Consider the following 20,177-nt stretch of genomic DNA (forward strand, 5'->3'; position numbering starts at 1 on the left):
AAGATCATTTTGCAGGTGACGGGAAACACATGATTTCCGCTCACCGTGATCGCGGGGCAAACTGGCCACTGTCGATTTCAGAAGACGGCTTCAGTGAGGAAGTTGCTTTTTCAGAAGGTTAGCGGCGCGCCCGTCGCCAAATTTTTCAGAAGTCGCTTTCAGTGAACGGGATTTTTACCAATAGTGGTGTTCAGTGGTCGGCATGTCGACCAGAAGTCCTGTTCAGCAGCCAGCACCTGAACCTTCTCTGATCCCTGAGCATGGCGTTCTGGGATTATCCGATGCTGCATGGGCAGAGGCCAAACGGCGCGCCAGTGTCATCGGGCCATTGGCGGAGCAGCCTAAAGCACCGGCTTATCTCGCCAGGCAGGCTGGCGCGGATCTCGGGCTGACTGAGCGGACGGTGTACTCCCTCATTCGCCGATACCGACAGTCCGGAGGGCTTCTCAGCGCGCTGGCCCCAAAGCCGCCCTCCGGCGGCAAGGGCAAGGGACGACTGCCGCATATTGCGGAGACGATCATTGCCGAGGCGATCAGGGACGAATTCCTGACGCGGCAGAAGAAGCGCGCCGAAGCCGTCGTCCGAACTGTGCGGGAGAGATGCGCAAAAGCAGGCGTCGTAGCACCGTCGGCGAATACAATCCGGTCGAGAATTCGGGCAATCAGAACTGATGAAGCCGCCCGACGCAGACAGGGCGGCGTCAAGAGCAAGGCTGCCCGGCGCCTGAAGGCAGCGGCAGGGCAGACGCCGGAAAGCCCGGGGCCGATGGCGATATTGCAGATCGACCACACGCCGGTCGACATCATTCTTGTTGACGAAACCTACCGCAAGCCGCTCGGCCGTCCTTATCTCACCGTCGCGATCGATGTTTACAGCCGCTGTGTGGCAGGATTTTTGCTGTCGCTCGATCCGCCGTCAGCCACCAGCGTCGGCCTTTGCATCGCGCATGCGGCAATTCCCAAGGATTCCTATCTGCAGAGCCTTGGAATCGAAGGGCATGCCTGGCCTGTTTCGGGCGCTCCCGGTGGGCTCTATGTCGACAATGCCGCGGAATTCCACTCGGAAGCCCTTACGCGCGGTTGCGAACAGCATGGGATCGCCCTGAACTATCGCCCGGTGGCGACACCTCATTACGGAGGAATTGTCGAGCGCCTGATCGGCACTTTGATGGAGATGATCCATGAGGTTGCCGGGACGACGTTCTCTAACCCGGCCGAGCGCGGCGAGTATGACAGCGACGGCCAGGCTTGCATGACGCTGGCCGAGCTCGAGCAATGGATGACTTTGGCGATCGTCGGTCGCTATCACGGCGATGTACACGGCGGCCTCTTCGAGCCTCCAATCGTACGATGGCGGCACGGCGTATCGACAACAGGAGCGCCCCGCGCCATCACTCAGATCCAGGCATTCCTGGTCGACTTCCTGCCCGTTCTGCGTCGCCGCGTCACCCGTGAAGGTTTCCGGATCGATCATATCAGCTACTTCTGCAATGCCCTGCATCCATGGATCGCTGAACGGGATCGTCTTGGACCCCTGATGATCCGGCGTGACCCACGCGATTTATCGCGAATCTTCGCGCTCGACCCTGTTGGCGAGTTCTACGTCGAGGTGCCATGCGCCCGGCTCGGCCGTCCGAGCATCACTTTGTTCGAGCACCGGCAAGCCATCGCCTGGTTGAAAGCCGATGGAAGATCCCAGGTCGATGAAGATTCCATTTTTCGCGCGGTTGCGGCGCAACGCGAGCTGGCCCGGATAGCCGCTGCAAGAACACGGTCGGCTCGTCGTAAGCTCGCCCGGATTGCCGCGACCGGTCGCTCCTTGATTGAACACGAGCAAAAAGAGCGGGAGGACAGCGCCGATCCGCCAATCGTCGTGTCCGCGCTATATCCGGCGACACGATGGTGACAGGAACAGAAGACATTTTGCCCGGCCGACTGGTCGATACAATAGCGGATGATGACGCCACACGGCTCGAACTTCTGGCCGGCGCTCAATGGTGGATCGGTTATGACCGGGCGCAGGAGGCACTGCGAAGGTTCGAATATCTTCTGCGTTACGGGCCTGGCCAATTGCGTCCACCAAACGCATTGCTGCTCAGCCCCACCAACAACGGCAAGAGCATGGTGGTCGAAAAATTCCGGCGCGATCACACGCCGTCTCCGGGACAAGATACCGACGCGGAGACCCTGCCGGTTGTGGTCGTGCAGATGCCGACCAACCCCACCATCAGCCGGTTCTATGCTGCCCTTCTTGCCGAAGTCGGCGCGCCCGGACCACGTAGTGGTGGCGGTGTTCGCGGCCACGATCTGGAGCAGATGGCGCTGCGGGTTCTCCGTGCGGTGAACACCCGTGTGCTGGTGATCGACGAGCTTCACAACATGCTGGCGGGGTCAGCATCGGCGCGGCGGGAGTTTCTCAATCTGTTGCGCTATCTCGGCAATGTCCTTCGAATTCCCCTGGTCGGCGTGGGCACGCAAGAAGCTTATCTCGCTATTCGCACCGATCCTCAGCTGGAAAACCGGTTCGAGCCGATCATCCTTCCTCTATGGGAACCGGGATCCGAAACCGCGAAATTGCTCATGAGCTTTGCGGCGTCCCTGCCGTTGAAGCGATCCTCGCCTGACCTGTTGCGCCCCGATGTGATCAAGCAGCTTTTGACGAGGACCGGCGGCACGATCGGCGAGATGCTGACGCTTCTGCGGGCAGCGGCGATCGCAGCGATCGAAACCGGCGAAGATTCGATAAACGAGCACACGCTCGGCATTGCAGAATACAAAGGCCCGGTGGAACGCCGGATCAGCATTGAGCGGCAGCTCGTTCCCGGGTGATGAAACGACTGCCGGTCCATCCGCGCCCCCTGCCACATGAAGCGCTTTCGTCATGGATCGATCGAATGGCCGATGCCTACGGCCTTCCGTCCTCGACCTTTATGGAGCGGGCCTTCGGCTACAGCCGCCTGTCTGACCGGGAGATCGACCTTTCCCCTCCGGCCGATCTGCTGATGACAATCGCCGAGCGGACGGGAATAGCGACGAGCAAAGTTCGCTCGATGACGTTGGCGGGCTATGTGCCGCTTCTGCTCGATAGCCTGACGCCAGGACAGGGCTTGTTCAAAACCTATGTCAGCCAGTTTCCTGCCTTCGCGCGTGTTCAGGACCGATTCCGCCGCCCCGTGTTCCTGCTCGATGAGGATCGATGGCTGCCCTGGATATCGCGAGAGATCCGCGAACAACCGCCCATCTGCCGGCAGTGCGTCGCGCAAGACATCGCTCCATATCGGCGGATATTCTGGCGGGCTGGTTGGATGACATGCTGCCCCGTCCATCATGAAATGCTGGAAACCGGGTTCTTCTTGCCGAGCGTCAGGCGCGATGATCTTTATGCCTACACGCCGCGCCGCGCGGCGGCGGCGGATATCGTGGCGCTTGACGGATTGACGCTTGAGGCCGTGACCGAAGTCAGTCTGTTGCTGCCGCATGGCCGAGAGATCAGCGCGGCTGTGTGGATAAGAGCGCTTCGCACCCTCATCGATGATCTGATCCGTCCCCAATACACCCTGGTTGGCGTGAAACACATCATGAGCGCTGCGTGGCGGCTTGCCGGAATGTCTCTGCACGAAGGGCTCGGCATGGGCCGCATTTTTGAGGACATGTCAGTGCAGCAACGCGAAACCGTTTTTGCCGTTGCGGCGGCGACCGTCAAACGACTGCTGCAGGGTGATCTCGATACCCGGCACTCCAACGTCAGGCATTGGTCTGTGTCGACCGTCTTTGACCCGCCGCCTGCGCTGCCCGACCGGGACTTGCCTTCCCTGCCACCCCGGGCCGAGGTGCAGACTGACGCGGCCACCGACTGGGAAAGACTGTGGGCAGCGGCCGTCGACGAAGCGAAACGCAGCCCACTTCAAGCCTACAAGCTTCGGCAGATGATGATCTGGAGATTGCCGGCCTCGCAGATCGATGGGGTCGATTTTTATCTGCGCGATCTTGGCATCCCGGTGATCACCGCACAGCCCGCGCCGTGAATGTAATAAAAACAAATCAGATCACCTTTACAGTGCATAGACAAAAATACGGGTTATGTGACAGAATGAGCCCGAGCCTGGAGTGGCGAACCGAATTGTAATAAATACGAGTGTTTATGTGACAACCCTTCTCGGCTATGCCCGCGTCTCCAAAACCGACGGCAGTCAGGTCCACCACCTTCAGCGCGATGCGCTCACCAAAGCCGGCGTGCATGTCGATAATATCTATGAAGACGCCGCGTCTGGGCGGAAGGACGACCGCCCCGGCCTCGCGGCCTGCCTCAAGGCGCTGCGCGCCGGGGATACCCTTGTCGTGTGGAAGCTCGATCGTCTGGGCCGCGATCTCCGCCACCTCGTCAACCTCGTGGACGATCTGACAAAGCGGAACATCGGCCTCAAGGTACTGGCTGGTGAAGGTGCGTCGATCGACACCACGACCGCCAACGGTCGACTGGTATTTGCGATCTTCGCCGGCCTGGCGGAATTTGAGCGGGCGCTGATTGTCGAGAGAACGAAGGCCGGTCTGGAATCGGCCCGGGCTCGCGGCCGCAATGGAGGCCGGCCATTCAAGATGACGCCAGCCAAGCTACGTCTCGCGCAAGCCTCCATGGGAAAGCCGGAAACGAAGGTCGGTGACCTGTGCACCGAACTCGGGATTACACGACAGACCCTCTACCGGTTCGTCGGGCCGAAGGGCGAGCTGCGTTCAGACGGTGAAAAGCTCCTCAAAAAGAAGAAGCGCACCTCTACTGAAATCCTCTTTTGATCTCCACTGATTGTCTTCTGAAATCGAGAGCCACGCAATAGGGCCATTTTTTGCGCGACAAACCCTGTCGGAATGTTAGGCTGTGCGGCAACACCTGATTTGAGGTTTGTCGCACATGTTGATCGGTTACATGCGGGTATCGAGTAGTGACGAGCGCCAGTCGGTTGCCTTGCAGCGCGATGCCCTGCTCGCGGCCGGGGTCGATGAGCGCCATCTCCATCAGGATCGCGCTTCCGGAGCGCGTGATGACCGGCCGGGTCTGAAGGCATGCCTCGGCGAATTGCGCGAAGGCGATGTCCTGGTCGTCTGGAAGATAGATCGGTTAGGCCGGTCACTCTCCCACTTGATCCGCATCGTCGAGGATTTGAAGGAACGTGGTGTCGCCTTCCGATCTCTCACGGAGGCGATCGACACCACGAATTCGCACGGCGCGTTTCTGTTCAACCTGTTCGGCTCGCTTGCAGAATACGAGAGAGTGCTGATCACCGAGCGGGTCAATGCCGGCCTGGCGGCGGCTCGCCGACGTGGCCGTAAGGGCGGGAGACCTCCAACGATCGATGCGGAAAAGGTCGAGCAGGTTCTAGCTGCTTTGGAAGCTGGCGCCAGCAAGGCGTCCGTGTGCCGGACGTTCAAGGTGGCGCGCTCGACCTTGATCGACACGTTGAAGCGGACTGGATGGACAGGCCCCGGCAAGACCGGCACGCCCGAAACCGTAGTTTGACGAGTGACCGTGGCTGATGGCGTTTCTCGATGAGCAATCGCGTGCCGTTTTATTCGAACCACCCGAAGCTTATGAAGATGCGCAAGCGCGCTATGCACTGACTTCCGAGGATATTGTCTTCGTCAAGGAGCATCGCCGGTCGCATAATCGGCTTGGCTTTGCGATCCAACTCGCACTGGTGCGTGATCTGGGCCGTCTGCTGCGAATAGGCGAAGTTCCACCTCAGGCGGTTGTCTCTGTTGTCGCCGACCAGCTGGGCATCGACCCTGCAGTGTTCGAGTTCTACGCCCAGCGCGACGAAACGCGCCGGGAACACGCGCGCGAGATCGTCTCTGCACTGGAGCTTCAGCCTGTCCGGACGAGTGACTATCGCGAGTTGATAACGGCGGCGGCACGCGAGGCGGCGGCCACTGAACAAGGTGCGCCGATCGCCAAGGCCGTGATCGAAGCCTTGAAGGAACGAAAGTTGCTCGTTCCTATGCCGGAGCTGCTGATCCGTCTGGCACTGGCCGGCCGGGCGGCGGCGCGTCGACAAGCCTATCGCGAATTGATCCGGGATCTGGAGCAGCCTTCGATCGAGGCGCTTGATCAGCTCCTCGCTGAGCGGGCCGGCGATCGGAGCCACCTTGGCTGGATTGCGGAAGCACCTGAAGGGGCGAAGCTGAAGAACCTCAAAGGCTTGATCGCCCGCCTCGAGGTATTGCGCTCAGCCGCCATTCCCGACGACCGTCGCAAGACGATCCATGCCAATCGCTACGGCATCATCGCCAGGGATGCACGCATTCTGCATGCCCGGGAGATACGACGCCTGACATCCGAACGTCGCTACGCCACGCTGGCCGCCTTCGTCATCGAGAGACAGGCGTCGATCACCGACCTGACGATCGACATGTTCTGCAAAATGATTGGGAGCAACCGCCGCAAGGCCGAGATCAGCCGCACGGAACGCCGGCTAAAAGAGGCCGAGGTTCTTGATGGGGTGGCGCTTGAGCATCTCAAGCTCGGCGAGGCGCTTCTGGCCGCTCGTGCGAGCAAAACCGATCTTGCATCGGCGATCGCAGCCTCCCTCGGCTGGGACGGATTGGTCGCCAGCATGGCGGCAGCCAGATCTGTCGTCCACCCTGATCGCAGTAACGAATTCGACGAGCTCATCAAGCGGCACAAATCGTTGCGCAAGCTGGGCAGACTGATGTTCCGCACGTTCTCGTTCCGGTCGTTTCGTGCTGATGATCCGATCCTTGTAGCAGTGGACCATCTGCGCGCGCTCTATGGCGGCCGGAAATTGCCGGCGCAGGTGCCGCTCGCCTTTCTGACCCGCAAATGGCGACGCTGCGTGCGCCCGAACAGTGCCGATATCGACCTGCGCGCCTGGGAAGTGGCGGTCCTCGTTCACCTGCGAGAGCGTCTGAGGGCCGGTGACATCTGGGTCGAAGGCAGCCGGGCATGGCGCAGTTTCGAGGATTATCTTCTGCCTCGGCCGATCTTCGAGCTGATGCGCGCCGAGGGGCGGCTCGGGCTCGCACTCCCCGACAGCTTTGCCGAATGGCGAGCAGAACGGACCGCCACGCTCGATGCGAAGCTGAAAGAGCTGGCAAAGGCGGCGGCTGCCAATGCTATTCCGGATGCAGCGATTTCCGACAAGGGCCTGTCGATCTCGCCGATCCGCGAGGAGGAGCGCGACAGCATCGTCGCGCTCAGCCGCCGACTATATGTTCTGGTGCCACGGATCAGGATCACCAGCCTGCTTGCCGAGGTGCAAAGCTGGACCAAATTCCTCGACAGCTTCACGCATTATCGTACCGGTGAGACGGCAAACGACGAGGCAGCGCTGATGGCAGCGATCCTTGCCGACGCCACCAATGCCGGAGCCGAACGTATGGCGGAAAGCTCACGCGGCGTCACGATCCACCAGATGATGCTGATGGTGGACAGGCATATGCGATCGGAAACCTACGCCACGGCGACCGCCGTGCTGGTCGATGCGCAGCAGGCCCATCCCTTTGCCGCGATCTGGGGTGACGGCCATATCTCCTCCTCGGACGGACAGTTCTTTCCGGCTGGCGGGCGTGGCGAAGCCAGCCTCGACTACAATGCAAAATACGGCAAGCGACCGGGGGCGTCGATCTATGGCTTCCTGTCCAACCGTTTTGCTTCCTTCTTCTCCCGCATGATCCAGGCATCCGAGGGCGAAGCCCCCTACGTTCTCGACGGCCTCCTTCACAACGAAAGCTCCGTCGAAATCTATGAGCACGCAACCGATACCGCTGGCGCCACCGAAACGACGTTCTCCATGTTCCACGCCTTTGGCTACAGGCTCATTCCCCGTATCCGCAATCTCGGCAATCGCAGGCTCTTTGTCATTGATCGCGATCCGGCTTACGAACCGCTCGACGCGCTGATCGCTGGAACCGTCAACATGGATGTCGTCGAGCACCACTGGGATGAGGTCTTGCGGCTGAAGGCTTCGATCGCTGCAGGTTTGGTGCCGCCTTCCGTCATCCTCAAGAAGCTGGCAGCGTCGCCGCGACAAAACCGGCTGAACCAGGCCCTGCGCGAAATGGGCCGGATAGAACGCTCGATCTTCATCTGCGACTGGCTGCTCGATACGAAACTGCGCCGCAGATCGCATGCGATCCTCAACAAGGGTGAAAGCCGTCATGCTCTCGCACGCGCCATCTTCCTCCACCAGCTCGGCGAATTGCGCAACCGCGTCGCCGAAACCATGGCTTACCGCGCGTCCGGTCTTAACCTCGTCGTCAACGCCATCATCCTGTGGAACACTGTCTATCTCAGCCGTGCTGTCGATTATATCAGCAGTCAGGGTATTATCATTCCGGACGAGCTGCTCTCCCAGGTCGCACCACTACCATGGGCGCATATCGCGCTCACCGGCGACTACCTCTGGAACGAAATTGACCGACCCCTCGAACGCTTCAGGCCAATCCGGGCTAACCGCTTCAATCCAAAAAACTTCAAATTCCCTTAGCGTGTATTAATGTAGAAATGCCCACGGAGCCCCGACATGATGATGGCAATGGAGGACGTCGTGGCAAACATTTTCTTCCAAGCCTGGCGTCCAGCACGGTCTGCAGCTTCGAACAAGGCCTCTTCATCAGCCTGGTGAAAGTCTTTGAAGCCCAGTTCACCAGGCGCGCTGCGGTTAACGTCTGGGAGACGGCCGTTCACAACAGGCACTGAAAGCGCGTTTATTGGCAGATTGAGCCACAAATAGGGGGCGGTATCGCCAAAACGAGCTTGCGCATACTTTTCAAGTTCGCCGTTCAATAAGTAGTCCTCTGGCGCACGAACCGCTTTCTTGCCGTCCTCCGCCTGATTAACAAGGGTTCGAGCCGCGACTTGATCGACATGCGTGTAGAATTTTTCGAAACGCTTGCTGTTCTGCTCGGACACCTTGTCCTGATGGAGGCCGAGGAAATAATCGAGCGTCTTCCTGAAACGAGACGGTTTCTGGTTTAAAGGCTCATTGATATCGTGATCTATAACTGTCATTGTAATATTCCTCCTTTTAAAACAGTGACTTGATTAATTCTGATTGCGGGCCGAAATCGCCCTTCTTGCACTCGCTGACGTACTGCTGACCAACAATGGTTTGGCAGCTGAGGCGATTACCAAGCCTGACGATGTCCAGCTGCAGTTTTCCGTCCACATAGGCCGCTAGCAGAAACTGGTTTTTCGAATTCTCAGGCGCGATGTAGACGCCCTTCTGCGACAGGGCCTCGATAGCTTTCGGATTGTTCAGGAAAGTATCCGGGCGCGTAACGAATGCGCCGTTCTTCCACTTCGAAACTTCATCACGTGTCTGGCCGCCGTAGCGCTGAAAGTCGGTCAAAACAGTGTTGAAAAAGCTGACATATTGATCGGCATTTTTGAAAGCGGATGAGCCACGGAACGGCACCTTGGAAAAGAAAGTAAGGTCGCTGAATGTTGGCTTCTCATCCGTAGTCGCATAGGTCTGCTTAAGGCCTGCAACAACTTGAGACACGTCGCCATAATTGCAGCCATCCTGCGGCTCTCCAAATACCGTCACACAGCTATTGTCCGACGCATTCAACACGCGTGCAGCGGGCTTTCCATCAACCGAAGCCGCTATCAGAAATCTATTATCTGAAAGCTTTGAAACGACACCTGTCTTCGACATAGCATCAATGACTTCAGGGCTATTCCAGAGACCCTTTAGAGGTGCGAAGACGGGCAAAGCTGCAATTCGGATGCGAGAGTCCAGGTGACGGTATCAAGAGCACCTTGATATTTCTCCCAGTAACCCGTCGAGGCCGACACATTTCTCGCCACGAATTTCGTCATCGTGTTGAATTCTTCGGGCGTCAGCGTCGCTTTACTTGGATCAAATTTTGGCAAGTTCAGATACCAACGATCTGGCACCATCATCTGGGCTACTGAATTGGCTTCCTGACCGCCGTCAATGTCGATTACCCCATACATCTGCTGTAGGATCACAGGCGGCTCCGAGGCGTCTTTTTTGATTGTCTTGCATTCATCAGCAAGCGCTCGGCCGAAGATATTCTGACACCCATCGGCTCCGATGATATTAATACTTGGGGTTCCGTCGACATAAGTGGCGGCAATGATGTTTCCATCGGAATTCGAGTGCGCAACAACACCCGTCTTCGCCATCGCTTCAAGATTGCCATCGGATTTCCAGAAATCAGCTACTGACACAATTGGAAGGCCGACATCTTCGAGATCCAGCGTCAGACTTTTAGCGTCGAGCCAGGCATTCCAGACTTCAGTGGAATTTGGACCGCTTTTCTCAGCAGACTGGATTTTGGACAAGCGCTCGTTGAGTTCCGCTACTTTTTCAGAATTGTCTGCGACAATCCCCTGAAGAGACAACGCTTTTTCAGCAAAAAAGTCGAAGTCCTCCGCATTAGCTGAGAAGCCGGATTTTAAAGGCGTATCTTGGGCGAATTTCCAACGTATATGGCCGACTTGTCCATCAGGCAGTGTGGCACCCGTGTCGTAGTCGACGATATGGCTTATGACCCACGCCTGGAGGTCGAATGGTTTTTGGCCGGAAGCTGAACCTGTCCCTTCAAAAGCCTCATCTTCAAAGAAATTTTCGTCATCAACATCCGCAGTTTCATCGTCGCTACCAACAAGGCTCGATATTAACGAGGCTGGCGCAGTGAAGATAACGCGTGGAAAGGACAGGGCGGCCGATGAAATAACGGGGGAGGCAAAATATAAGGCCGGGAGACCAGCTGCGACAAGCAAAGCCGTCGCCATAAGGCGTGCAGGCTGCTTGCCATTTTCATAGCGAGCCCAATTTGTCAGCTTCTGGAACTGCATGTGTCCGCGAGACACGAGCATATCAATCAGGCGTTCATACCCTTTGAAGAACTCGTATCCACTTGGAATGATTTTGTTTACGAGTGCCTCGACAGCTTCCTTTTCAGTCCTCGCAAGCAGTTCTTCTCGTAGCTTCTTTTGTTCTTCAAGATGATCGACGACCTCATTCTCATCAACACTTGGTTTCTGAAACTTATCTTTTATCTGATCCTTTATAAAGCCTGACGCCCTTGTTGTGGCACCAGACAATTTATCAATTGCCTTCATGATTACTCCTTTAAACAATCCAGTATTTTGCGGTTATGCATATGGTAAGATTGAAATCATGAAAGTCACAATAGCCGACGAGAAAAAGGGCGAGTAATCTCGCCCTGTTCAATCCGCTATCAATATTAATTCAGTAAGACGTCGAAGTTATAGCCTGTGTGGAAGTCAGTCTTGCTGTCGCCGTCAGTTTTTCTCTTTCAGCATCGACTTGATGGGTCATGTGATATGCAGATTTAGCTGCAAGGGCGACGGATTTTTCCGAATATCGAGGCTTATCTTCGCTCATGTGGCCGACTTCGTAAGAGCCGTGCTTGTCTTGACGGCAATAAATGCCCTTCTCAGATAGCGCAGACTTTACCTCTGCGAGATATTGCCTGCTGTTGTCTCCAACTGGCGTAACTGACTGGCCACCGCTTTTTGCCACAAGCTCAAACTGCGATTTGTTGTAAGCCAGTTTCACATTGTCACCCGTGATAGACGTCGTCTCAACCACTCGGTTCGGATTCTTCTTCAGTACCTCAGTAGCGTTTTCCAACTTCTTCTGGTCGATCACGACAAAACTCTTGACGCCGAGCTGATCGTGAACGGATTTCTGATCCTCCGCACGCTGCGTCTGCACATTTTTCGCTGCAGCGATAACCGAGGTCATGTTCTGGAATTCGCGGTTTTCAAGCTTCAGATTTCCCGGTGTTGCCATAAAGCTCTTCACACCGTCCGGGCGCTGATAATGTTCTTCTTTGGCCGTCAGAACGTATTTCCCGCTATCATTTCTGCTTAGGTCGTAGCCCTCTCGTCCAAGCGAATTTTGCATACGCTCCAATTTGGAGGCCTCTTTCTGCTCGTGGATGGCAGCCGCCTGAGACATGATGGTTTTCTCGTTTACAGCATACATGTCCTGCTCGAATGCTTCGGCGAACGAACCTTTTTCGATAACACGTGAATTCAAACTTGGACGCCCGTTGTCATCCAGAGAAACGAGCATTGCCATCTTGCCATCAGATACATTGACGCCATTGTCACGCAGGTACCGCTCATAATATTGGCTGGCGACCTCCTCGGGCACATCTAGTTTGATCCAGCCCTTTGAATTCATGGTGTCCTGTTTCAGAAACTGGAGATGATTTTCAACGCGTGTCTGGCTGACAGCATCCGATTGCGCTGCCTGCTGGTTATCGAACTCTGTTACCGACCCCTGGATGCCACTCTTGTATTCAGCATGGATCTGATCGACGACAGAAAGCGCCTCATTGCCGAGCCTATTCTGAAAGGTGGATTCCACATCATAGGGTTCGATGACCTTTCCCTTGTCAGATACCTCGACCTGAAGCGTGGTTGTTCCATCCTGGTTATCTATCAGAATCCGTGTGTCGTGCAGCTCATCCAAAGCCTCGGGTGAAGCGTCAGCCAAAACATGTGTTGGCGTCGTCATTGTGATGTTTACTGCGTTTTCTGTGTCAGGAACTTCTGTAGCAACGAAGTTACTGGTATCGTTGGAATTCTCGCGCCAATATTCTTCCGGTGAGATGCCATTTTTCAATAGCTCTTCGTCAAAAAAAGAGACTCCATCACGATAGGCAGTGCGATAGTCTTCAACAGACATATCGTGATACTCAGCCTCTGCAATCTCGTCAGCCTCAATCTCGCAGCGGAGTTCCTCAAGCCGCTCCAAAGGGGACGGCTCGACCATGGAATATTCGTGATCGTCATGATCCGGCCTCAGATACTCATCAGGCGGGTTTTCAATCGACATCTGCTGGTCGAAAGAGTTTTTCTCACTTTCAATGCTGTCGGCCACCATCGTAGCATTCACACGGCTGATATCATTGAGATACCCATTGGCCTCCGGACTAAGCTGGTAGTCGTGTATGCGAGAAATATTGTCCATACCGCCGATTTTGTCAGCGTCATAGTATAGAGTGTCGACACCCTGTTTTGATTGAATAAGCGTGTTAGACGCTATCAACTCGGCGCGAATGCCATCAGGCATCTGGTCGAATTTGCCCATGACACCAACGAGATAGGTATCTCTCGTTTCATCATAGTGTGCGAAGGTCGCCTCCCCTTGAAATTCCTGATCTTTCAGTAGCTCGGCAGTGAAATGTGCGACACCCAATGGATCATAATGAGAGGAGGATTGAGTGGCGTCTTTTGCGCTGTTTTTGTCATCGTCCGGGTCAAGCGCAGTTTTCAAATCAGCACGATTGGTGTCAATTATATTAAGCAGGGCATCCTTGACCTCTGGAGTCTTGAAACCCTGAGAATTTGCAGGGTCAGCAAACCTGCGGATGCCAAAAGCTCCATTGCCTTTATCAAACAAGATCATTTCAACGCGCTCTTCACCTCCATGGGTGACGAACTTCGCATATCCCTCGGTGTCATTATTTTTAAGCGTCTGGACAATTCTATTATCCAGCATGGAAACCGGAAAATGCATCTTGTGAAGCGAAGGATTGCTTTTACTGGTATCAAATATGGTAATCATAAGTCTCTCCTGAAATGATAAGCCAACACTATTTGTTGCGAATAAGAATAATTATGAGGTGAGACTTACCCAGTGAAAAGCCTTGAAGTCGAATAGTTCCAATTGTGATAATTTCACTTAGTAAATTCGATGTCGGTCAACCTATTGGATATCCAATAAAACTGGTTTCGGCACCTGAGATATCCGCCGACAGATATCTATGCAGCACTACTGTAGGCCGCTACATCCGATTGCGCTCGCTCATATGCAACAATCGATTTCGTGATTTCGGTCGGCGATTTCAATCCGCTGGCAACTGGCATCTGATCAGAAAAACTATGCAAGCTGTATTCACCACCATCCGTACGCAGAAACAGGCCTTTCTCTGCGAGGTCGCTCTTTAATGCGCGCAGGTGCTCGTCGCTGTCCTTCAGAACGATATCAACAGCCCTATCGCCGATTCTTGCTACTAATCTTGCTGTCTGCTTATTGATCGACACCCTGACGACATGGCGCGACATCGAATGTGCCTCGACGGATTTCGTGCTGTTCAAATTCAGAAGACCGCCTGATGCCAATTCCGACGTCACTTTTTTATAAGCAGCGGCATCCAGCACGGCATAGTCGGCTTTTTCGAAATGATGCTGAAAAGCCTGCGCAAACCGCTCTGTGATGCCGTCTATTGCGTCGGAAACCGTCTTCGGATGACAATTTGAAACCTTGACATATCCAAGATCGCTGTCCTTGCTTGCAATGCGATAACCACCCACCTCCAGCTTTGTGATGCTGAAATTTTTCCCGTCGAGCTGGCGGACTATCTGAGGAAAACGCTTGGTTTCGATCTGTATATGCCGGACAGCGGCCTCGGCACAGATATTGACCACATTTGCTTTGAAGAAATCTTCTTTGAACGCGCGCGTGGTCAGACTGTCGTGGTCATGGAATGCTATATGCGGTCGACCATCGACATCAATATCAATCTTGATAGCTGCGCGATCACCATGAATCCAGACACCGTCTGCCCGCAGAAGTTCCTGAGCGCTATCGTCGATGTATTGATCGCCCATTTTCCCAAGAAACATGCCGCGATGGTCAAGCATGCCGTCTTTCATGAAGCGAAATTGCGCCTTGATATTGTCTATCGAGACCGCGTGTTTTTTAAGTTCCAAGGCAACCTCGCTCACGATGCGACTGCCACGGTAGTTGTTGGGTGGGTTACAGCCTGCCTAGATGTTGGACGAGCAAGTCGTCGCTTCAGATCCTCAGCGGCCTTGTCCGCATCTCTTATGGAAACTACCCATTGAGCGTTCGAAGCCTTCTTCCAGCCTTCACGGTCGACAGGTAGATGATTGGTGTGAACGCCTACCCAATAACCATCGCGGTCGTCTTTAAAAATCACGATACCGTAGTCGCTGTAATACGCTTTCACCTCCGACAAATGCTTGGATGATTCAGCGGGGATGCAATCCCGAACAATCCGACCATCCCATGCGACGAGGAACAAGCCGTGCTTATCAAATTGGAACGTTCTCGGCTCATTCAGTATGTTAACGCCTGCATGCGAGGCACCCACATCGGTGGCGACAAGGTTGCGGCTGATGTCATTATAAGTACCATCCGAAATCACATCAAACGGTCGGTCATCAGGCGTTCTTCCAACGACAGATGCCAGCCTTGTTCTCTCTTCAATTTTCTTGCTCGCTATCTGGCGAGCCTCTTCGACATCGAAGGCCGTTTCTTTGGAAGATGGAAGCCAGGCACTGCCCTTCTCGAAGGCGATACTCGTATCAGTGAAATCGACAACGATATCGCCGTCAGCATCACGCTCAAACTCGATGCCCTGCCCCTGAAATTCAGCTTCAAGGCTCGCGAAATCGGTTTCAGCCTGTGTCTTGGCTTCCTCCTTCAGCCTACTCCAGGCGTCAATAGCAATAGCCTTGATCGCCGTCAGGTGATCCTCGAATGCGTCCTCCTCGAACGAGGTCACGATGAAATCATCGCTTGAGACCAGTTCAGGCAACTGCGGATGCGTCACATCTACAGTCAGTGTCACGAAATACTGGTCATCCTCGCGTTCAATTTTCGATCCAGATGCCTTTAAATAATCGATATCGTAATTATCGATCAGCAAATCGTCGAGTAGAGATCTGTATTCAATTTTTAGTCCTTTGGCAGTGCTTTTTTCGTTTTCCATATATACTCCTTTAAGCAACTAAACGGTTATGCATTAATGGTATGTCTATCGGCCGCAAGTCGCAACTATTTGTTTCTTGCGAGTATTCTTCTTATCCTGAAGTCTTCAACAGAAGGAGATACCGATATGAATAATGCAAAGAAGAAACCGATACAGATATCCCAGCAAGCGATGAAGAATTCCACGTCTGCCAATGCCGTATCGGCGGGAAAGCAGAATTGGCTGTTGGCAATCCCGAAGTGGCTCATGAAAATGATGGCCGCTGTTTTGAAAATGGTGAACAAGATACTGGGCGTCTTCGGCATCGGCCCAGTCGGCAATCCGCATTCGGCTGCAGTGCCGAAACCAGCGACGTCTGTAGCTGAATCCGATACTTCACCGAAGAATGAGCATAAGAATGAACCGTCAGTATCGCAGATGATGAAGATGGTGCCAGCCGCCACGGTGGCTAAAATTATTGAATACGCAGCCACTGCGCCTGAAAACAGAAAGCAAGTTGACCTGTCACCGCTTTCCATGGATCAGAAAATCTGGCTATCGACATTGAACCAAGCGAAGCTGGATCAGCTGACTACGATGAAGCCGGATCAAGCACTCGCAGTCGTTTATAAAGGCGTGTCCGAGCTGCAAGCCAGAAAGAGCGGCATGCTCAAACATGACAGGGCTGCACCCCAAGAACCATCAATGGTCGAAGCAATTGCTGAAGAATCCCGATTCAATCCGAAAGCGATACGTCTTAAAGAGCGATTGGAGAAGGAAAGAAAGACAAGAAAGGAGCGTAATGCCCCTGCCTTGATGATGGCCATGGGGTAAAATTGAAATCAATAAAAAAGGGCGGGAAACCGCCCTGTTTTGTTACGTCACTACAAATATTTAGCCACCAGTTGCTTCTTTAATCTTGTCATCGACATATGCGTAAATCAGAAGAGCTGACAATACCGCAACCCCAGCACCGTGATACGACCACGCAAAGGTTGGATTTACACCATAATCAATATACGTTTGGACAACACCGTCATCTGGCCTAAACCAATCAGCAAAATACAAAAACAACAGAGCTGAAACACTCTTCCTTAGGGATCTATTCTCCAAACCAGAGTCTATTGAAATTTGCCTGCAGAAATCCACAATATGAATAAGTGCATAAAAACACAGAGCCGCACCAAGATCTCTAATCAGCATAGATATTATTACATCAGATCCCGCAAACATGAATTGGTGTGGAGCATCACCGTGATATAGGCTAATCAAGGCTGAAGTTATCGCTGTACCGATTAAACTCACCTTCTTTGAGTGAATTGCCATAAGGTCGAGTACTGCACTGAAAAATGGATATTCTCTTTTATATTCTCTTTTGTTTGACATTTAAAATCTCCTTTTCTGTCAAATAACACCTACATGGTTATTTACAGTTATGCATAATGCAAATGATCTTAAAACCGCCGACGAAACACGCGGGCGGTCAAATGGCGTTCAGTAAAGCAATCGCCTCCTCATCTGACTGTTCATCCAATTCGTCAATTTTGTCCCGAATGCGGATAGCCAGACCACGTAGAAGCTCAGCCCGTGTGAAACCGTTCTCGACACCTGAGAAAACCTCAAAGTGTGCTTGAAAACCAAGGTGTGCCTCAATTGCTGAGAATACAGCAGCACCGATATATACATTCCGACGACGTTCATCCAGGCGGTCAAGAAACATCTTCACCTGCGAAGTCAGCTTGGTAAGATTGGTCTTTAACTCTGCCAAGCGGGCCTCGTTCTGCGCGAGAATTTTGTTTTCCGTACGCTCCCATCGAGCTTCTCGAACGGCATGCGCTAGGTTGATCATGCCTGAGGCAATAACGGTACCAGCAATTGCCGTGGAGGCATACATCATACTAAGATCGGGTTCACCCTTGCGCGCCATGTTGAAATCTCCTTTTCCGTGTCAGATGCTCCTAACGTCTGGACATACTGAATTATAAGCGATATAGCATATCCCCAATGAAAACACAACTCATTTCAGGAGGTTTCCGTGTTTTACGGATACGCCAAGCGGGCCATCAGCGATACTGATATTGAATTTAGTGAACAGGTAAAAATTGTTACGCAGCAGGTCAAACAGTACCTCTTTAGCCGACATTTTTCCATTTCAGAATCCGATGCCAGCTCGCGGGTTGTCGAAGAACAGGTATCAGCCGTCAAACAGACCCGACCCAAGCTGGACGCCCTTGTTGATCGTATGGAGCACGGTTCAACCCTTATTATCACCTCCCCGGACATGGTCGCTGGCAAGGTTCGTGGCTTTTTGGATTTCGTACATAAAGTAAATAAAAAGGGTGCCACCCTGATCGTTGCGCGGCCGAATATATATGTCGATGCCCACACAGACGCGCCTGTGGACCCCATTATCTTCGACCCCAATGAAGCTAACTTGGTGTCACCGCTTAAGATAGTGGAAATGCTGGCAGCGATGGAAAGTGATGTCTTTGTCGAAAAGCAAAAGGAGAAGAAATCCGCAAAGGTCGGCGTCAATAAGGGCGGTCGGAAATCGGCCCTCACAGACGAACAGATAGCACAATTTAAAAAGATGCAGGCAGAAGGCTATAATCAAATCAGTATCGCAAAAACACTCGGCGTATCCCAGTCCACAATCTCCCGCTATAACTCAGACCTTATAACGAAGGTCGGTCGAGCGAAGAACGCTGCTTACAGTGAAGATCCATCAGAGCGTCGTGCTAAACGCCGCATCTATGAAGCTAAGTACCGCGCGCGTAAACGCGCACAACGCCAAGCTGAAAAATCCTCGGATTCCGAAACAGGCGGTGGCGAAAGCTGACATTGATAATGGTCGCAAAAAGTGCTACATGTCATACAATATTGACGTTTTGTGCTACATGGAGCCTCAGCAATGCCTAAGGGACACGAAGAGCTTATGCCTGCAGCCAGCCCTGTTTCTCCGAGAAAGCGAGCAAGCTTGGCTGAGAAGCTCGCCTCCATTCGGTCATTCCGCATCAAGGAAACGCTATCAGCAGCGCAGAAGAACGGCCTGATTGGCGTTGGCAAAGAAGACCGGATCAGTGCGCGGGTTAGCCATGAATTGCTTGCGCAGGCGAAGTCACGCACTGGCATTGAGGGAACGTCTGAACTGCTCGAATTCGCTCTCGCAAGCGTAGCGCTCGAAGACCTGTTTGAAGAGACCATGACGCGCCTCGATGGCACTGTAGACAAAGACATCAAGCTCGGATTCGATTGATCGTGTTTGATGTCGATGCCGCAACGAGGTGGATGCGCAGGTTTCCAACAAAGACCCTCGCCCGCCGTCCTGATGACGAGCTGCCATTCATTGACGAGGAACCAGTTGGTGGCCAACCCATTTTGCTGGATACCTGTGTCTATATCGACCGCCTGAAGGGCGTCATCCCCGACCATATTCGGGATCGTCTGCGTGCGAGACTGAGTCATCATAGTTCGACGGCAATTCAGGAGTTGGCACATACAATCGGTGTGCTTGATCCTAGTGATCTCCGAACTGCAGCGGTGCAGAAATCCATCAGCGACATCATCAAGGCAATGCCCGATCATAGGGTAATTGTTCCCGACCTCGATATTCTGGGGCGCGCAGCAATTCTCAATGGCGTCATCTGTCGAATTCAGGGTTATAGCAATGATCAGAAGTTGCGGTGCTTGAATGATTGTACGATTTTCCTGCAAGCACTGAAGTTCGGCCTCGTTCTGGTAACAAGAAACATCTCCGACTTTGATTATTGCTTACAACTCGTTCCAACAGGAAGAGTTCTTTTCTATCGAACCTGACTCCGCAATTTGATTTATTAATGGCCGACAACAATACTCTTTGAATAAGGAGTATTTTTTAATGTTGGCCAGCAGCACTTCCCAGTTAAATCGCATTAATAAGCAAATTGACCGGATATATCCCTCAATTGGCTTGAAAGTTGATTTCAGGGAATACCAAAGCGCTATCAAAAATGCCAATTCAGCGATGGCAGGTCGCACTGACATCAACGCCATCATGTACCCATCCGGTTTCGGCGGGAAAATCGGTGTGAACCTGAATACGGGCAAGGTTTTCTCCGGAAACCCATTGTTGCGACACATGCGACAGTCGTCGCAGGGATACCTGCTGGAATTCGAGCGGGCAATCAAAGAGAGCATGGCGGCAGGTGGCGGTCATTCTGGCCAAGAAGGCCATGGAAAACAGGCTTCAAGGCACGACGGACATGACGGTATCGTGTCAACTTGTGCAACGACAGCTTGGGAAGAGCGAACCCCAATAGAGGCAGCAGGCTCGTCTTTACCTCCGCCTGCCACAACTTTTTATGCACTTGCGCCTCCGGGAACTGAGGAATTCTGGTTGGTGACCCGCCATGAAAGGCAGGGTTAATTTTATTGGAGGAGAGAGGCAAAAGGCTTCT

General features: G+C 53.5%; 19 protein-coding genes. 11 read left to right on the top strand and 8 right to left on the bottom strand.

Features of this window, described 5'->3' with window-relative positions:
* Positions 1 to 202 precede the first annotated feature (202 nt).
* The 6 genes from ABDF71_RS24960 to ABDF71_RS24985 all read left to right on the top strand — a co-directional run bounded on the left by ABDF71_RS24960 (position 203) and on the right by ABDF71_RS24985 (position 8,498).
* On the top strand, positions 203 to 1,906 hold the full coding sequence (locus ABDF71_RS24960) for a transposase (protein ID WP_500061876.1): 1,704 nt from the start codon (positions 203 to 205) through the stop codon (positions 1,904 to 1,906).
* Positions 1,900 to 2,829, top strand: coding sequence for a TniB family NTP-binding protein (locus tag ABDF71_RS24965; RefSeq protein WP_500061877.1), 930 nt, complete (start codon positions 1,900 to 1,902; stop codon positions 2,827 to 2,829). The genes ABDF71_RS24960 and ABDF71_RS24965 overlap by 7 nt, the downstream gene beginning before the upstream one ends.
* Positions 2,829 to 4,025, top strand: a complete 1,197-nt coding sequence (locus ABDF71_RS24970) for a TniQ family protein (RefSeq protein ID WP_500061979.1) — start codon at positions 2,829 to 2,831, stop codon at positions 4,023 to 4,025. Before ABDF71_RS24965 ends, ABDF71_RS24970 begins: the two co-directional genes overlap by 1 nt.
* Before the next feature lie 118 nt (positions 4,026 to 4,143).
* Entirely contained in the window at positions 4,144 to 4,791 is a 648-nt protein-coding gene (locus tag ABDF71_RS24975; protein WP_500061878.1) for a recombinase family protein, read from the top strand.
* 115 nt (positions 4,792 to 4,906) lie between these two features.
* Positions 4,907 to 5,512, top strand: coding sequence for a recombinase family protein (locus tag ABDF71_RS24980; RefSeq protein WP_003501158.1), 606 nt, complete (start codon positions 4,907 to 4,909; stop codon positions 5,510 to 5,512).
* A 16-nt stretch (positions 5,513 to 5,528) separates the two neighbouring features.
* A complete protein-coding gene (locus ABDF71_RS24985; RefSeq protein WP_500061879.1) occupies positions 5,529 to 8,498 on the top strand; it encodes a Tn3 family transposase in 2,970 nt (989 codons plus the stop codon).
* On the opposite strand, the gene ABDF71_RS24990 is transcribed toward ABDF71_RS24985, so the two are convergent.
* The 6 genes from ABDF71_RS24990 to ABDF71_RS25015 all read right to left on the bottom strand — a co-directional run bounded on the left by ABDF71_RS24990 (position 8,495) and on the right by ABDF71_RS25015 (position 15,762).
* Positions 8,495 to 9,022 carry a hypothetical protein gene (locus tag ABDF71_RS24990; protein WP_500061880.1) on the bottom strand — a complete coding sequence of 176 codons (528 nt, stop codon included), beginning with the start codon at positions 9,020 to 9,022 and terminating at the stop codon, positions 8,495 to 8,497. The genes ABDF71_RS24985 and ABDF71_RS24990 overlap by 4 nt on opposite strands.
* Positions 9,023 to 9,038: 16 nt before the next feature.
* Positions 9,039 to 9,671, bottom strand: a complete 633-nt coding sequence (locus ABDF71_RS24995; protein WP_500061881.1) for a hypothetical protein — start codon at positions 9,669 to 9,671, stop codon at positions 9,039 to 9,041.
* Between the two features lie 35 nt (positions 9,672 to 9,706).
* Positions 9,707 to 11,107 carry a hypothetical protein gene (locus ABDF71_RS25000; RefSeq protein ID WP_500061882.1) on the bottom strand — a complete coding sequence of 467 codons (1,401 nt, stop codon included), beginning with the start codon at positions 11,105 to 11,107 and terminating at the stop codon, positions 9,707 to 9,709.
* A gap of 130 nt (positions 11,108 to 11,237) precedes the next feature.
* Positions 11,238 to 13,589: a hypothetical protein gene (locus ABDF71_RS25005; protein WP_500061883.1), complete on the bottom strand. Its 2,352-nt coding sequence runs from the start codon at positions 13,587 to 13,589 to the stop codon at positions 11,238 to 11,240.
* A 197-nt stretch (positions 13,590 to 13,786) separates the two neighbouring features.
* On the bottom strand, positions 13,787 to 14,752 hold the full coding sequence (locus ABDF71_RS25010) for a hypothetical protein (RefSeq protein WP_500061884.1): 966 nt from the start codon (positions 14,750 to 14,752) through the stop codon (positions 13,787 to 13,789).
* Positions 14,749 to 15,762, bottom strand: a complete 1,014-nt coding sequence (locus ABDF71_RS25015) for a hypothetical protein (RefSeq protein ID WP_500061885.1) — start codon at positions 15,760 to 15,762, stop codon at positions 14,749 to 14,751. The genes ABDF71_RS25010 and ABDF71_RS25015 overlap by 4 nt, the downstream gene beginning before the upstream one ends.
* A gap of 126 nt (positions 15,763 to 15,888) precedes the next feature.
* Between ABDF71_RS25015 and ABDF71_RS25020 the strand changes: the two genes are divergently transcribed.
* A complete protein-coding gene (locus ABDF71_RS25020) occupies positions 15,889 to 16,575 on the top strand; it encodes a hypothetical protein (protein WP_500061886.1) in 687 nt (228 codons plus the stop codon).
* Positions 16,576 to 16,635: 60 nt separating this feature from the next.
* On the opposite strand, the gene ABDF71_RS25025 is transcribed toward ABDF71_RS25020, so the two are convergent.
* Both ABDF71_RS25025 and ABDF71_RS25030 read right to left on the bottom strand, forming a co-directional pair.
* Entirely contained in the window at positions 16,636 to 17,127 is a 492-nt protein-coding gene (locus tag ABDF71_RS25025) for a hypothetical protein (protein WP_500061887.1), read from the bottom strand.
* Positions 17,128 to 17,224: 97 nt separating this feature from the next.
* Complete coding sequence (locus ABDF71_RS25030; protein ID WP_500061888.1) at positions 17,225 to 17,668, bottom strand: hypothetical protein; 444 nt, start codon at positions 17,666 to 17,668, stop codon at positions 17,225 to 17,227.
* Between the two features lie 108 nt (positions 17,669 to 17,776).
* Between ABDF71_RS25030 and ABDF71_RS25035 the strand changes: the two genes are divergently transcribed.
* From ABDF71_RS25035 to ABDF71_RS25050, 4 genes are all read left to right on the top strand, one after another.
* Positions 17,777 to 18,580 carry a recombinase family protein gene (locus ABDF71_RS25035; protein ID WP_500061889.1) on the top strand — a complete coding sequence of 268 codons (804 nt, stop codon included), beginning with the start codon at positions 17,777 to 17,779 and terminating at the stop codon, positions 18,578 to 18,580.
* Between the two features lie 72 nt (positions 18,581 to 18,652).
* Positions 18,653 to 18,997: a hypothetical protein gene (locus tag ABDF71_RS25040; RefSeq protein ID WP_500061890.1), complete on the top strand. Its 345-nt coding sequence runs from the start codon at positions 18,653 to 18,655 to the stop codon at positions 18,995 to 18,997.
* A 2-nt stretch (positions 18,998 to 18,999) separates the two neighbouring features.
* Positions 19,000 to 19,557 (top strand): type II toxin-antitoxin system VapC family toxin, encoded by a 558-nt coding sequence (locus ABDF71_RS25045; RefSeq protein ID WP_500061891.1) that lies wholly within the window; start codon positions 19,000 to 19,002, stop codon positions 19,555 to 19,557.
* A 61-nt stretch (positions 19,558 to 19,618) separates the two neighbouring features.
* Entirely contained in the window at positions 19,619 to 20,146 is a 528-nt protein-coding gene (locus ABDF71_RS25050) for a hypothetical protein (protein WP_500061892.1), read from the top strand.
* Positions 20,147 to 20,177 lie beyond the last annotated feature (31 nt).

This window comes from Ochrobactrum sp. WV_118_8, from assembly GCF_039631535.1.
In the GTDB taxonomy this organism is placed as follows: Bacteria; Pseudomonadota; Alphaproteobacteria; order Rhizobiales; family Rhizobiaceae; genus Brucella; species Brucella anthropi.

Bases quoted from the DNA above. Each gene is read 5' to 3' on its own strand.
- ABDF71_RS24960 (WP_500061876.1), top strand. From the start codon at position 203: ATGTCGACCAGAAGTCCTGTTCAGCAGCCAGCACCTGAACCTTCTCTG.
- ABDF71_RS24965 (WP_500061877.1), top strand. From the start codon at position 1,900: ATGGTGACAGGAACAGAAGACATTTTGCCCGGCCGACTGGTCGATACA.
- ABDF71_RS24970 (WP_500061979.1), top strand. From the start codon at position 2,829: ATGAAACGACTGCCGGTCCATCCGCGCCCCCTGCCACATGAAGCGCTT.
- ABDF71_RS24980 (WP_003501158.1), top strand. From the start codon at position 4,907: ATGTTGATCGGTTACATGCGGGTATCGAGTAGTGACGAGCGCCAGTCG.
- ABDF71_RS24985 (WP_500061879.1), top strand. From the start codon at position 5,529: ATGGCGTTTCTCGATGAGCAATCGCGTGCCGTTTTATTCGAACCACCC.
- ABDF71_RS24990 (WP_500061880.1), bottom strand. From the start codon at position 9,022: ATGACAGTTATAGATCACGATATCAATGAGCCTTTAAACCAGAAACCG.
- ABDF71_RS24995 (WP_500061881.1), bottom strand. From the start codon at position 9,671: ATGTCGAAGACAGGTGTCGTTTCAAAGCTTTCAGATAATAGATTTCTG.
- ABDF71_RS25000 (WP_500061882.1), bottom strand. From the start codon at position 11,107: ATGAAGGCAATTGATAAATTGTCTGGTGCCACAACAAGGGCGTCAGGC.
- ABDF71_RS25005 (WP_500061883.1), bottom strand. From the start codon at position 13,589: ATGATTACCATATTTGATACCAGTAAAAGCAATCCTTCGCTTCACAAG.
- ABDF71_RS25015 (WP_500061885.1), bottom strand. From the start codon at position 15,762: ATGGAAAACGAAAAAAGCACTGCCAAAGGACTAAAAATTGAATACAGA.
- ABDF71_RS25020 (WP_500061886.1), top strand. From the start codon at position 15,889: ATGAATAATGCAAAGAAGAAACCGATACAGATATCCCAGCAAGCGATG.
- ABDF71_RS25025 (WP_500061887.1), bottom strand. From the start codon at position 17,127: ATGTCAAACAAAAGAGAATATAAAAGAGAATATCCATTTTTCAGTGCA.
- ABDF71_RS25030 (WP_500061888.1), bottom strand. From the start codon at position 17,668: ATGGCGCGCAAGGGTGAACCCGATCTTAGTATGATGTATGCCTCCACG.
- ABDF71_RS25040 (WP_500061890.1), top strand. From the start codon at position 18,653: ATGCCTAAGGGACACGAAGAGCTTATGCCTGCAGCCAGCCCTGTTTCT.
- ABDF71_RS25050 (WP_500061892.1), top strand. From the start codon at position 19,619: ATGTTGGCCAGCAGCACTTCCCAGTTAAATCGCATTAATAAGCAAATT.